Source organism: Cohnella baijiui, from assembly GCF_020731285.1.
In the GTDB taxonomy this organism is placed as follows: domain Bacteria; phylum Bacillota; class Bacilli; order Paenibacillales; family Paenibacillaceae; genus Cohnella.
Genome location: NZ_JAJFOW010000017.1, coordinates 56,615 through 69,718 on the forward strand (window position 1 = coordinate 56,615; position 13,104 = coordinate 69,718).

Annotated in this window: 17 protein-coding genes; 15 read left to right on the forward strand and 2 right to left on the reverse strand. The window is 58.5% G+C overall.

The window, feature by feature from the left end:
* The first annotated feature begins 3 nt into the window (after positions 1-3).
* The 4 genes from LKX83_RS16745 to LKX83_RS16760 are packed head-to-tail and all read left to right on the forward strand — an operon-like array spanning position 4 to position 3,693.
* On the forward strand, positions 4-888 hold the full coding sequence (locus LKX83_RS16745) for a fumarylacetoacetate hydrolase family protein (protein WP_227883433.1): 885 nt from the start codon (positions 4-6) through the stop codon (positions 886-888).
* A gap of 55 nt (positions 889-943) precedes the next feature.
* Positions 944-1,705: an SDR family NAD(P)-dependent oxidoreductase gene (locus tag LKX83_RS16750; protein ID WP_227883434.1), complete on the forward strand. Its 762-nt coding sequence runs from the start codon at positions 944-946 to the stop codon at positions 1,703-1,705.
* Positions 1,706-1,741: 36 nt separating this feature from the next.
* The gene (locus LKX83_RS16755; RefSeq protein ID WP_227883435.1) at positions 1,742-2,839 is read left to right on the forward strand and encodes a mandelate racemase/muconate lactonizing enzyme family protein; all 1,098 of its coding nucleotides are present in this window, start codon (positions 1,742-1,744) and stop codon (positions 2,837-2,839) included.
* A 14-nt stretch (positions 2,840-2,853) separates the two neighbouring features.
* Positions 2,854-3,693, forward strand: a complete 840-nt coding sequence (locus LKX83_RS16760; protein ID WP_227883436.1) for an amidohydrolase family protein — start codon at positions 2,854-2,856, stop codon at positions 3,691-3,693.
* 311 nt (positions 3,694-4,004) lie between these two features.
* On the opposite strand, the gene LKX83_RS16765 is transcribed toward LKX83_RS16760, so the two are convergent.
* Both LKX83_RS16765 and LKX83_RS16770 read right to left on the reverse strand, forming a co-directional pair.
* The gene (locus LKX83_RS16765) at positions 4,005-4,610 is read right to left on the reverse strand and encodes an ImmA/IrrE family metallo-endopeptidase (RefSeq protein ID WP_227883437.1); all 606 of its coding nucleotides are present in this window, start codon (positions 4,608-4,610) and stop codon (positions 4,005-4,007) included.
* A gap of 84 nt (positions 4,611-4,694) precedes the next feature.
* Positions 4,695-5,081, reverse strand: coding sequence for a helix-turn-helix domain-containing protein (locus LKX83_RS16770; RefSeq protein ID WP_227883438.1), 387 nt, complete (start codon positions 5,079-5,081; stop codon positions 4,695-4,697).
* A 303-nt stretch (positions 5,082-5,384) separates the two neighbouring features.
* Between LKX83_RS16770 and LKX83_RS16775 the strand changes: the two genes are divergently transcribed.
* The 11 genes from LKX83_RS16775 (at position 5,385) to LKX83_RS16825 (ending at position 13,076) form a co-directional block, all read left to right on the forward strand.
* Positions 5,385-5,945, forward strand: coding sequence for a sigma factor-like helix-turn-helix DNA-binding protein (locus LKX83_RS16775; RefSeq protein ID WP_227883439.1), 561 nt, complete (start codon positions 5,385-5,387; stop codon positions 5,943-5,945).
* A 172-nt stretch (positions 5,946-6,117) separates the two neighbouring features.
* Positions 6,118-6,963: a hypothetical protein gene (locus tag LKX83_RS16780; protein ID WP_227883440.1), complete on the forward strand. Its 846-nt coding sequence runs from the start codon at positions 6,118-6,120 to the stop codon at positions 6,961-6,963.
* Between the two features lie 17 nt (positions 6,964-6,980).
* Positions 6,981-7,178, forward strand: a complete 198-nt coding sequence (locus tag LKX83_RS16785; RefSeq protein ID WP_227883441.1) for a hypothetical protein — start codon at positions 6,981-6,983, stop codon at positions 7,176-7,178.
* A 1-nt stretch (position 7,179) separates the two neighbouring features.
* Positions 7,180-8,628 carry a phage tail sheath family protein gene (locus tag LKX83_RS16790; protein WP_227883442.1) on the forward strand — a complete coding sequence of 483 codons (1,449 nt, stop codon included), beginning with the start codon at positions 7,180-7,182 and terminating at the stop codon, positions 8,626-8,628.
* Positions 8,629-8,643: 15 nt separating this feature from the next.
* Positions 8,644-9,051, forward strand: a complete 408-nt coding sequence (locus LKX83_RS16795) for a phage tail tube protein (RefSeq protein ID WP_227883443.1) — start codon at positions 8,644-8,646, stop codon at positions 9,049-9,051.
* Positions 9,052-9,072: 21 nt separating this feature from the next.
* Entirely contained in the window at positions 9,073-9,483 is a 411-nt protein-coding gene (locus tag LKX83_RS16800; protein ID WP_227883444.1) for a phage tail assembly chaperone, read from the forward strand.
* Between the two features lie 23 nt (positions 9,484-9,506).
* Entirely contained in the window at positions 9,507-9,650 is a 144-nt protein-coding gene (locus tag LKX83_RS16805; RefSeq protein ID WP_227883445.1) for a hypothetical protein, read from the forward strand.
* A 4-nt stretch (positions 9,651-9,654) separates the two neighbouring features.
* Positions 9,655-11,187: a hypothetical protein gene (locus LKX83_RS16810; RefSeq protein ID WP_227883446.1), complete on the forward strand. Its 1,533-nt coding sequence runs from the start codon at positions 9,655-9,657 to the stop codon at positions 11,185-11,187.
* Positions 11,188-11,231: 44 nt separating this feature from the next.
* Positions 11,232-11,852 (forward strand): LysM peptidoglycan-binding domain-containing protein, encoded by a 621-nt coding sequence (locus LKX83_RS16815; protein WP_227883447.1) that lies wholly within the window; start codon positions 11,232-11,234, stop codon positions 11,850-11,852.
* Positions 11,849-12,814, forward strand: a complete 966-nt coding sequence (locus LKX83_RS16820) for an XkdQ/YqbQ family protein (RefSeq protein WP_227883448.1) — start codon at positions 11,849-11,851, stop codon at positions 12,812-12,814. Before LKX83_RS16815 ends, LKX83_RS16820 begins: the two co-directional genes overlap by 4 nt.
* Positions 12,807-13,076: a hypothetical protein gene (locus LKX83_RS16825; protein ID WP_227883449.1), complete on the forward strand. Its 270-nt coding sequence runs from the start codon at positions 12,807-12,809 to the stop codon at positions 13,074-13,076. The genes LKX83_RS16820 and LKX83_RS16825 overlap by 8 nt, the downstream gene beginning before the upstream one ends.
* Positions 13,077-13,104: the final 28 nt, after the last annotated feature.

A 13,104-nucleotide genomic window follows, 5' to 3' on the forward strand; every position in this document is an offset into this window, starting at 1 on the left:
GAAATGAAACTTGTCACGTTTAACCGGAACGGCCGCGAATCGCTCGGCATGAAAGTCGACGGGGGGATCCTGGATGTGACGGCCTACGGATTCTCAGGCGGCATCATGGAGGTCATTGCCGGCGGCACGAGCCGGCTGGAAGAGCTAAGACGCATCGCCGACGCGGCGGGTTCGAACGCATCGGCGAACCTGCTGGACGAAGCCGCCATGGATTGGGGGCCTTGTGTAACTCAGCCGCAAAAAATCATCTGCATCGGTCTCAATTACCGCAAGCATGCCGAGGAAACGAACGCGCCGATTCCGGCGTTTCCGATCCTGTTCAACAAATTCAATAATACGCTTACCGGGCACAGGAAGCCGATTGCAATTCCGAAAGTCACGCAGAAGTTGGACTACGAAGCGGAACTGGCGGTCGTGATCGGCAAGGCCGCGAAGTACGTGCCCAAGGAGCGGGCTTTGGAACATGTATTCGGTTACGCCTGCGTCAACGACCTGTCTGCGCGGGATTTGCAAATGAGGACGCAGCAATGGCTGCTCGGCAAAAGCTGCGATGGATTCAGTCCGCTTGGACCGTATCTAGTGACGGCTGATGAAGTGGGCGACCCGAACGATCTGGCCATCCGGTCGATCGTGAATGGAGAAGTGCGCCAAAGCTCGAATACTTCGGATATGATTTTTCCGGTAGATGAAATTGTAAGTTACGTGTCGCAGCATATGACCTTGCTTCCCGGGGACGTCATTCTTACGGGAACGCCGGAAGGCGTCGTTCTCGGCTATTCGCCGGAACGGCAGATCTATTTGAAGCCGGGAGACGAAGTCGTCATCGAAATCGAAAAGCTCGGCCGTTTGGTGAATACGTTCGTGGCCGAGGAAGAGGTCGTTCTTTGAATAAGCGATCTTGGGATATATCGTGTACGATACGTTGCTCTGAGGGGGAACAAGAATGGTTTTGTCCGGAAAAACGGCGATCGTAACCGGCGGCTCGTCGGGCATTGGCGAATCCATCGTGCGTTTATTTGCCTCGCAAGGGGCAAACGTGGTTATTGCCGACCGGAACGGGAAAGAGGCTTCCGGCGTTGCCGATCATTTGAAGTCCGAAGGATTCAACGCGATTGCCGTTAAAACGGATGTATCGCGAGATGATGAAGTTCGGTTGCTCGTTCAAGAAACGGTGAGACACTTCGGACAGATCGATATCTTGGTCAATAACGCAGCCGTAATCATGCCTAAATATTTGGAAGAGTTCGAGGAGGAGGAATGGGATCGCGTTTTCAATGTGAATTTAAAAAGCGTGTTTCTGATGGTGAAGCATTCGATCGCGAAATTGAAGGAAACGCGCGGGTCCATCGTAAACATGTCTTCTCTGAACGGCTTGATCGGTCAAAAGATGAACCCGGTCTACGCGGCTACCAAAGGCGGAATGAACGCGATCACGAAGTCGTTGGCGTTGGATTATGCGCCCTTTGGCGTACGCGTGAACAGTGTTTGTCCTGCCGGCGTTACGACGCCGTTGCTGGAACAATGGATTAAGGAGCAGGATGATCCGGCCAAGACCGTACAAGATTTGAATGACATGCACGCGCTCGGTAGGCCAGCGACTTCGGAGGAAGTGGCGCAAGCCGTTCTTTTCTTGGCCAGCGAAACGTCCGGTTTCGTAACCGGCGTCGTTCTTCCCGTCGACGGCGGCGCGTCGCTCGGTTATTGATCCATTTCATACTGCATGCTAAGGGAGAGTTTGAGGATGAAAATCACAAAAGCGGAAAGCTTTGTCTTGCATGTGCCGATTACGCCCCCTATTACCGATGCCATTAACGTCGCCACGCATTGGGGACTGGCGGGAGTACGCATCTACACGGACGAAGGATTCGTCGGTTATGGCTATACGGGTACTTGCGCGCATGGCGATGATATGATCGCGGATACGATCGATAAATACTACGCGCCGTTGCTGATCGGCAAGGATCCGTTCATGGTGAAACAGCTGTGGGACGAGATGCGCTTCGGCAAGATGCACTGGATCGGTCGATCCGGCATTACGCACATGGCGCTGGCGGCCGTCGACATCGCGCTTTGGGACATTATGGCGAAGGCTTCGAATAAGCCGCTGTGGCAATATCTCGGAGGGGCGAAGTCCAAACGAATCGAAGCTTATAATACGAACGGCGGATGGCTCAATTGGTCGAAAGAGCGCTTGTTAAAAGACGTAACGGAGATCATCGAATCCGGCTTCAAAGGCGTTAAAATCAAAGTCGGCAAACCGGATCCCCGCGAAGATTACGATCGCTGCAAAGCGGTCCGCAAGGCCATTGGCGACAATGTGATATTCATGATCGATGTCAATCAGCAGTGGAACATCAACACGGCCATGACATGGGGCAAGAAGCTGGAAGAGTTCGATTTGTTCTGGCTGGAAGAACCGCTGAATCCCGACGATATCATGGGCCACAAAAAACTCGCCGACGAGTTGAACGTCCCGATCGCTCTGGGCGAACATGTGTACAATAAGTATGCTTTCAGGGATTATATTCATCATGGCGCCGTGGAATATTGCCAGGTCGACGTTACCCGCGTAGGGGGAATAACGGAATGGCTGCAAGTCGCCGGATTGGCCGCGTCTTACGATATTCCGATTTGTCCGCACGTTGGAGATATGGGACAAATTCATCAGCATCTCGTCGCGTCTACGCAAAATGCCATTATGCTCGAGTATATTCCTTGGATTCGGCACATTTTTGTGGAACCGGTTACGGTGAGAAATGGACAGTATGTGCTGCCGGAAATGCCGGGGGCCTCGACTGAGATCATACCGGAGCTTTTTGCTGAATACAGGGTGAGATAATAGGGGAGGAGGTCGTGGAAAGGGTGAGAGTCGACGCCCATCAGCATTTCTGGAACATGGAGAAGCTGAGCTATCCATGGCTCATCCCGGCATACGGACCGATCTTCCGTACGTTCGAAGCGCCGGAACTGGAGCCGCAGCTGAGAAGTGCCGGCATGGACAAAACGGTGATCGTGCAGGCGGCGAACGCCTTCGAGGACACGGATTACATGCTGGAAACGGCTGAAGCGTACGATTGGGTCGGAGGCGTGGTCGGTTGGGTGCCGCTCGACCGTCCGGACGAGGTTTCCCGCAAACTGGAAGCTTACGCGAAAAATCCATATTTGAAAGGCGTCCGCCACCTGATTCACGAAGAGCCGGATCCGGACTGGGTCATCCGTCCGGAAGTCATCGAAGGATTGAAGGTGCTTGCGCAGTTCAATATGTCCTTCGACGTTGTCGCCGTATTTCCTAACCATTTGAAGCATATCCCCACTCTCGCCGAGAAGGTCCCGAATCTGCGCATGGTCATCGACCATCTGGCAAAACCGCCGATCAAGGACCGGGGCTGGGAGCCGTGGGCCGGACAGCTGGCGGCGGCAGCGGCTTCTCCGAACGTGTACGCGAAGATCTCCGGACTGAATACGGCGGCATCGGAAAAGTGGTCGGCGGCGGAACTGCAACGGTACACGGATTACGCCATCGAGGTCTTCGGCGCGTCCCGCCTCATGTTCGGCAGCGACTGGCCCGTCGCGATCCTGAACGGAGACTATGCTTCGGTATGGCGGGAAACGAACGCGCTGCTCGAGGGACGTACCCGCGAAGAAATCGACGCGATTCTAGGCGGCACGGCCGTGGAGTTTTACCGACTCTGAGGGGGCGAGCGCCATACAGCGTTTAGGGAGCGTCATTAATGGTGGGATTATTGCGAACCCTGCCAAGTACCGCTAGACACGCGCGGCCAGGTGAATGGTGGGCGAACATGGAAGAAGTGTTCCACCATGATTGACGTCTGCGGTTAACCCCCTTACCCATCCGGTAGAATGAAGTTTGACAGCAAGACAATGCTTCGCGGTAGTCGGTCGGAAGCAAGACAGTGGAGTGCAGCCGCGCCGACGGCATTTTTTCGTCAAAACACAGTACCGTCGGCGCTGGGTTTCGACTTCGCGCCCGTAAGCAGCTGCCGTCAAGGGTTGCCCGCAAGCGCCTCCCCCGCCTCCCGTTCCGCAACTGCGCTTGGGGACTTCGCCGCCTCGGTCTTTGCTTTTCTCCGCAGGAGAATCCGCTCCGCTTTCCCGGCTTCCTCCCACAAAATCGCCTCGAACGCCCGCCGCTGAAACTGCTCGAGCCGCTGGCTCGCGAGGGTGTACGTCACGCCGAACCTGCTCGACAGCAGCTCGATCGCGTCCCCTTGCCGATCCGGCAGCTTCAGCTCCTTGATCAGGTAATAAGGCATGGACGCGTACAGCACGAACCGCTTGGCCTCCGCCTCCTGATGCTCGAGGAACGGCAGCGGCATGACGGTCTGATTGCCGGCATGACGCAGCAGATGGCACAACTCGTGGAGGAAGTCCTCCCACTGCTCCGCCCTGCTGAGCCGCCGGTCGATCAGGATCGAGCGCAACCCCATCCATTCCAATGCCCGGCTGGAGTAGTTCAGGTAGTGAACCCACACGTTCAGGCGGCCGGCTACCTCTTCGATCGTCAATTGGGAAGCGGACGCGATGCCGGCTTTCGTCCACAGCGTCTCGATCCACTGCTCCAGCGGGGTCGGGTGATAGTATTGAAGCATCAGAGCACCTCGTTTATGGGAATGTATGTTCGGTTTTTGGCGGTAAAGAAACGCCCTTTCGGGCGCATAGGTGACTAGAAGGCGTTACGTTTCTCCCTGACGATCGGACGGGCGGCGTCCGCGCTCCTTTTCCCGAAGAAACTCCCAGAATCGGAGCATCTCCTCCTTGCGCGCTTCCGGGGCATCCAAGTAATCCTTGAAAAACATGCCGTGCTCCGGATTGCGGATAAACGCCTCGAAGGCGGAGGACGCTCTCGCATCCATCGTCGGATCGTCCGTCCGGCCCAACAGGTAATCCGTGGTCGTCTTATAGTACTCGGCAAAGCGGCTCAGGATCTCCGGTTCCGGCTTGCGGTCGTCCGACTCGTAACGAGACAACTGAACGTTGCTGATGCCCAGCGCTCTGGCGGCTTCGAGCTGCGATTTACCGAATTGATCCCGCCGCTCCCGAAGGCGGCTTCCCAATGACATCCCGATCTTCCTTCCGAAAGTGGTGCTCCCATTATAGCATTGATTTTCCTAATTGGCAAAATAAATCAAATCAAGTGCCAAAATTTGCTTGACAATTACCGTATTGGCAATATATGATCGTTTCACCGAATCGAATAGGAACACTTGTTCTTGTTTTGCGAAAGGACATGCACTTTCCCTTGCCATCGCGTTTGTCGACGGTTGGGACGAGGGGAAGGATTCGGAAAGCGTTGGATATCGTCATGGGGTTGAATTCACGATAGACTTTGCCAATTTGGCAAAATAAAAGGAGCGTGAAGGCAAATGAAGATCGTGGAAGAGGGCAACGCGACGCCGGCGTCTTATCGGGCGGCCCGGACCATGCTGCTGCTGGCGGCGGATCGGCTGACGCGGCGGATCCACGAGCTCGAACCGGTACGAACGATGGACGAAATGAACGCGCTGCTTCGGCTCGACCGCGAACGCCGGATCGTGTTTGAAATGATCGCGGACTGCTCGTACGTGATCGACTGGCTGGAGTCGGGGCGCAGGCCGGGCAACCGGCGGGGGATCGAGCGGCGGGCGGGCTATCAGCGGGAAGTGCCGACCGATCCGGCGAAGCTGTCGACGGTCCGGTCCGCGTGCGGAGACGGCCAAGCAGCCGGCCGGCCTGGGGACGAGCGGCGGAAACGACTGGAGGCGGCGCTTCGCGGGCTGACGGAGCGGGAGCGGGAGTGCTATAGGCTGGCGCTCGGAGAGGGATTCTCCTATGCGGAGGTCGCCGGGCTGCTCGACATCAGCAAGTCCAGCGTGGGCACTTACATCATTCGGGCGCAGCGGAAAATCGCCATGAATATCGGAGAACGGAACGATCGGGTCGGATGAGCAATAGGGTGGGAGGAGGGCTCGCGATCGGAAGGGTCGGGTTCAGGGAGGCTGTCGTACGATTGCCACCTAAGGATGAGAGGGTCGCAGCGCATCAAGCGGCCTGCTCGCCATCAACTCATACCGGGGAGGGCAAACGCGGGATGGGGACGGAAGAAAGGAGGACGGCGCGATGCGAAACGGGATTCGGCAGCGGCTGATCGCGGAAATCCCGGCGGTCGGCGGCCGCGTGCTCGACCGACATGAAGCCGAGGGCGCGGTGGACAAGCCGTACCTCGTGCTGGCCCAGGGAATCGAGACCGAGGAGGAAGGCTGGCCGGGCTGGCGGCGCACCTACAAGGTCTGGCCGTATGCGGATCGAACGGTCGGCTTCGCTGCTGTCGATGCGCTCTGCGAAGCGATTATCCGGGCGCTGCACGAAGTGCGGCTGACCGACCCGGATTCGGGCGAGACGTTCACCTGCCGCTACCAAGGCGCGATCGGCACAGAGCGGGCAGACGGCAAGCTGGACGCCCTCACGCATGGCCTGCGATTCCGGGTGGACGCCGTTCATCCGGAGGGACTGGCGGAAACGGCCCCGGCCGATCCGTGGCTGGAGGCGCTGGGAGCTTGGACGTCGCAGTCGCTGGGGGCGCCGTGGCGCGTTTATCTGGGGCGATGGCCGACGGATTACGAGCGACCGGCGGTGCTGTGGCGGCTGGAAGGCGTCGAAGCGCTGCTCGGCAACGCGGCGGCGGCCGAGACGCGCAAGCGCTTCGTCGGCCATGTGCTCGGCCGCAGCGACGGCGAACGCGAGACGGGCGTAGCGGCGCTGGCCGAACGACTGGCGCTCGCGGGCAAGCTCGCGCTGAACGCCGGGGAACGGCGGTACATGACCGTCCGCAGCCAGGCGGCCGATCCGTCGGCGGACGAATGGACGGAGGGCCAAGTCCGGCTGACGCTGGGCAGGCGCGTGCTTCGTCCGCACGAGGAAGAACCGCTGATGGAGGAAGTTGCTTTTCGCAGATCCATTCGATGAGGAAGAGGTGATGACGCATGGCTAGCAAAAAATCGGCGGCCGCCGAAGCTGCCGTCTATGCCCGGCGCGAGCTGGAGCAGCACGCGGATCAATTGTTCGGCGTCCGGCCGGAAGTATTGCAAGGCGCGCTGCATGGTGCGGCGCCGGAAGCCGAGTTGTCTATTAACGAGGTAAAGGAAATGATCGACCAATTTCTGAACAGGAAGGTGAACTGAAATGGCAGGAGGCACTTGGAATTTGACGGATATGCCGGTGTTGCCGGGATTTTATATGGCGTTTCGGTCGGCGGCCGCTGCGGCCATTCAACCGGGAGAGCGCGGCGTCGTCGTCGTGCCGGTCAAGGCGCATTGGGGGCCGGCGCGCCAGTTCGTGGAGCTGACGCGCGAAGCGGACATCGCGGAAGCATACTCGCTGGATGCGACGGGCGGCGCGACCGCCGCGCAGACGATCCGGCTCGCCCTGCTGGGCGGCGCGAGCAAGGTGCTCGCCTATCGCCTGACGGACGGCACCGAGGCCAAGGCGTCCAAGACGCTGCAGGACACGGCCGCGACGCCGGCGAACGTCCTGAAGCTCGAGGCCAAGCAGACCGGCTCGCGGGGCAACGCCTTCAAGGTGACGGTCCAGGCCAACCCGGTCGACGGGACGAAAAGGGACATCAAGCTCTATGAAGGCACGACGCTGCTGCGTACGTTCACCTTTGCGGGCAGCACGATCCAAGCCGCGGTAGATGCCGTCAACGGCGACGCCGCCAACAAATGGATCGTCGCGACGAAGATGGCGGACGGCAACGGCACGCTCGCGAATCTCTCGGGGTCCGCCCTGAGCGGCGGCGCTTCGGGCATCGCCGGCATCGCGACTTCCGACTACGTGAACGCCATGTCGGCGTTCGAGACCCAATCCTTCAATGTCGTCGCGCTCGACGGCGTGACCGACGCGGCGCTTCAGACGAGCCTCGCCTCGTGGGTGTCGCGTATCCGCAGCGAGGGCAACGGCGTCATCGCCGTGGTCGGCGGCACGGCGGCGGACGACAAGGCGGCCGATGCCGTCGCCAAAGCTTCCGCGCGCAGCGCGGGCTTTAACCAGGAGGGCATCGTCAACGTCGGTACCGGCGCGCTGCTGGACGGCACGGAGTACAGCTCCGCCCAGCTCTCTGCCTACGTGGCCGGCCTGATCGCGGGTCAGGCGCTGAGCGCGTCCACGACCTACGCCCCGACGCCGTTCGACGATGTGACCCGGCGCTGGACCCGTTCCGAGCAGGAGCAGGCGGTGCGCGGCGGCGTGTTCCTGTTCGTCCATGACGGTCGCCTGGTGAAGGCGCTGCGCGGGATCAACAGCCTCGTGACGCTCGGCGGCACCCAGAATGCCGCCTGGAAAAAGATCCGCACGATTCGCGTGCTGGACAGCATCAACGCCGATCTGCAGCGCACGGCGGAGGACCAGTACATCGGCAAGGTGAACAACACCGAAGAAGGCCGTCTGGCGCTGGTCGGCGCGTGCAAGCAGTATCTGAACACGCTCGCCCAAGCCGGCGTCATCGAGGCGACCGGGTTCGACGTCGCCGTCGATACTTCGATCGTCGCGGCGCCTGATCAGGTGTTCCTGAAGTGGGAAGCTCGTCTGACCGATGTGGTCGAACAAATTTTCGGCACGTTTATCGTGCAATAAGGGGGATAACGGAACATGATGGATCCAACCAGAGCGATTCTCGGCACTTATGGCCAAGTCTTCATCGACGGCGTTTGGCAGACGAACATTAACCATCTCGAGGCGTCCGTCGAGGTGGAGAAGCGCGAGCTCAAGCTCGCCGGCGCGGAGTGGACCGTACACAAGCTGGGCGCCAAAAAAGGCACCGGCACGATGAGCGGCTACAAAGTGACGAGCGACATGCTCCGCCGCGGCTTCGCCAAGTTCGACGTCATCAACAAGCTGGCCGACCCGGAAGCGTACGGCTTCGAGCGCATCCGCCTGATCAACTGCGTCGCGGACAAGCTGCAGCTGGCCAACTGGACGGCGGGCGAGGAAGTGGCGGAGGAGACGGCGTTCACGTTCGAAGGCTACGAGCTGCTGGATCCGATCGTGGCCGGCTAACCGAAGGAGGAGAAGATACGCATGTCAATCGACTACGAAACGATGACCGAAGAGCAGATGCTCCAGCGCTTGCTGGACGCCGATACGCTCCCGGAGCGCACGGTGCTGCTCGAGCGCCTCGGCGTGCCGGTGAAGCTGCGCGGCCTGACGGGCAAGCAGGTATTCAGCATCCGCGAACGCTCCACGGAGCGGAAGGAGAAGCGGGGTCAGACGATCGAGCGACTGGACGAGGAGCTGTTCAACGTGTCGCTGATCGCGGCGGCCACGACCTCGCCTAGCTGGGGCGCGTCCCAACTGCTCGCCAAGTTCGGCGCGAGCAGCGCCGAGGAGGTCATCAAGCGCATTCTGCTCGCGGGCGAGCTCTCGGCGCTGGGCGATGTGGTGCTGGACCTGTCGGGCTTCAACACGGAGCTTGAAGACGTAAAAAACTAATTCGATCCGGGGCGCTGGCCGGCATGCTACATGCCATCTGGGTGCGGCACCATCTGCGCCCCGGAGCGTTCTGGTTGCTCCCTCGGGGGGAGCAGCTTTTCCTGATGGCAAGCATGGAGCTCGAGCTCGAAGGCGAGCGCGACAAGTACGGCGGGAGAGGAGGATGAGCGTATGGCAGATATGAAACTTGCGGGCGTGGATTTCGTCATCGACGCGGACGGCTTCAAGCAGACGGAGTCCGCCCTTCAGGCGATGGACAAGTTCATGGAGAAGCTGCAGCTGCGCGCGGAGCGGCTGAGTCGGATCCGCATCACGCCGATCGTGAAGCTGAGCGACTGCCTGTGCGAGCCGCTAAGGAAGATCCGGACGAGCCTGGAGTCGCTGATGAGCAAATCTTGGGTGGTGTCGGTGAGGGCCGAGATGAGTGATTATTCGGCTATCGTCAACAGCGGCAAGGACGCGGGCCGGGCCTTTAGCGGCAGCTTCACGGCCGGGTTTGATGCTAGTGGGATTGCGGATAAGGTGCAAGAGGCGTTGAACGGTATTACGCTGAATGCTTCTGTTGCGATCGGCTCAGGAAGTGAAGGAAATAAGGACGATAAAAGCAACGGACTTGACTGGACTGCCATTATCCAAGATACGATTTCCGGCACGGCTAGTGACCTTCTTGCATCAGCAATAAAAAAAAGCTTGACTAAGGGGGTCGATGTTTATAAAAGCCGCAAGGGAGGAAAATCTTCGGGGGCGTCTAGTACCAGCAGTGGTATCTTAAAACCTGATGGAAAAGAATACTATCCGTCACCGCAGCCAGCAAAGAAACCTTCTTTATGGAATAGGCTTTTTAAAGGGAACAAAGCGGCGCAACCGTCCCCTATAAATGCATTAACGGGAAATAATGCAACCGCGCAGCCCTCCCCAGGTGGAAAAATACAAACAGGGAGTCATGTAGCTCCCAATGCACCAAAGGTAATTTACGGTGCTGATGGAAAGGTGCTCTCCACTGTCTCGTCTGAACCTTCAGCAAAAGTAGAATCTAAACTGAGCCGTGTTGTCGGAAAAACGAAGTCTTTCGGCTCGAAGGTGCTGGATAGCGCCTTGATAGCCGGCTCGACTCAAGCTACCAAAGGCGTGCTCAAAGCTTCCAAATTCCTAGGGAAAATCTCCAAGCCCTTGGGGATCGTATCCGATGTGGCGCAAATTGCCACCGCAAGCAACGGTACCGAACGGGCTAAAGCCGTAGGCAGCGTTGCTGGAGGCTGGGGCGGAGCTGCGGCAGGAGCTGCCGCAGGCGCGGCTATCGGTTCGATCTTTCCCGTCGTTGGAACGGCAATCGGCGGACTGATTGGCGGCGCTCTTGGCGGGCTCGGAGGCAGCAAAGTAGGGGACATGGTCGGGGGCTGGACTGCCTCGCTGTTTGGTAAGAAGAAAAAGAAGAAAGATCCCGTAAGTCTACCTCAACCAGAGGAAACCTCTAACCAGTTGAACGGAGGTGCGCAGGGCGTGCTTATGGGAGCTGCTATATCGGCCTCATTAACAAGCTCGCCGCCCGCTCCTACACCAGCACCAGCGCCAACGATTAACGTTCCGGCTGGTGCCGTTCAGATTACTGTCAAAGAGACGGAACTGGATTATGATGCTATCGCACTAACGATCGGTTCCAAGCTGGCTGCATCTATGAAGCAGACGATGGAAAACAGGGCCTAGCCCTTTCATATAAAAGAGTTTCTCGGAGAGAGGGTGAGGCAGCCGTGGAATTCTATCTCATTGATCCCGCAACGAAAAACCGATTCCAATTCCCCGTCAATCCGGAGGAAGTCTCGATTCGGCGGGACAAGCAATTCGAGACGACGAATATCCTCGCGCTGGACGAAGTGGATTTTGCGCAAGGTGCGAAGATTAAGGAGATTTCTTTTTCTTCGTTTTTTCCGTTGGTTCATCCCTTCGACGAACAGACGGCGACGCCCCATCCGGTCGAGGCCATGAACCTGCTGACCACCTATATGGATAGCAAGAAGCCGGTGCAGCTCTTAATCACGGAGACCGGCATCAATGTGTTGGTCTTTATCTCCAGTCATTCGACCACGCTGCGGGGAGGAGAACCGGGCGATGTCTACTTCGACATTACCTTTCGTACCTGGCGTGAATTGAAAACGCGAACCACACTTCCCGTCGGATCGGCGTCGCCTCGGACGGATACGAAGCAGGTACCGAAGGTATACAACGTTCGCAGCGGAGATACGTTGACCGCCATCGCCAAACGGGAGCTGGGCAGCAGCGCGAAGTGGAGCGCCATTTACGATAAGAATAAGACGTTGATCGGCAAAGATCCGAACCACATCGCACCTGGGCAAAAGCTGGTGATGCCATGAGCTACGAAGTCGTATACGCAAACAAGCATTATCTCAAGCATTTCGTAGAAGAAGTCTCGTTGGAAGACTCACTCGAGGAGATCGCCTATCGCGCGAATATTCGACTCGCCGTCACGTCCGACCTACCGGTCATCACGCCGGGTCAGGAGATTCGAATTTCTGGCGTCGCTTACGGCGGAAGTCAGATGTCTTACCTGCTGAATCCGGGCGTCGTCTGGGAGTGCGAAAGCTCGAACAACGGCACCAAACATCTCTCGGTGACCGTATACGATCGTACGATCTATTTGGCGAAGTCGGAGGACGAGCTGCTTCTGCAAGCCGGACAGACCGCCTCCCAACGGCTCCGGCAATACGCGCAATCTTGGAACATCCCGATCGGCAATGTGCCGGATACGAAGATTGTGCTAGCCAGGAGCGTCAAGCGCAGCCAGTCCATTTTTTCCATGATGATGGAGGATTTGAAGGAGACCGCCGACAAAGGCGGAGACCTCTATCGGCCACGCATGACACCGAACGGCTTGGAGCTGGCGAAGCTGGGGAACAACGCGAAAGTTTGGGAGCTGGAGTATGTACAAGACACGACGCAAAAGCGGACGTTGGAAGGCGCGGTAACCCAGGTTAAAGTATTGGGGAACCAGGGCAGCGATACCAAGCTCTCCCCTGTACTAGCCGTGGTGAAAGGCGAAACCGACAAGTACGGCACGCTTCAGAAAGTGCTTCAGGATTGCAAGATCGAGACGGCGCAGCAGGCCCGGGAAGCGGCCAATCGAATGCTGCTCGGGATGCAGGAGACGTTCTCGGTCAACGCGCCCGATATCAATACGCTGCGGGCGGGCGATCGGGTCAAGCTGAATGGCATAGAGCTGTTCGTCACGAACGTGCGGCACCAGCTCGGCGAGCCCGGACATATGCAGCTGGAGCTGGCCAAAGAAGCCAAAGTCAGGAGGGATTGGTGTGCCTGATCCGTTCAAAAAACTCGCCTCGACGCTTGAAAGCCGGTTCAACCGCATTGCTACCCAAGCGGTGTCCGGTCTGCCGGCCGAGCTCGGCGTTATTACGAATGCCGGCTTGAAGCTGGATTCGTTCAAGCACGAAATTCCCGACTATCTCGTCTCCGAACAGCTGCAAACCGGTCTTCGCGTCGGCGATCGGGTGCTGGCCGTTCCGGTGAACGCGGGCAATCATGCTGTGGTCGTGTGCAGGGTGGTGAGTCGAGGTGGCTAATCTTTTTCCGACGCAAGAGGTTCCGATC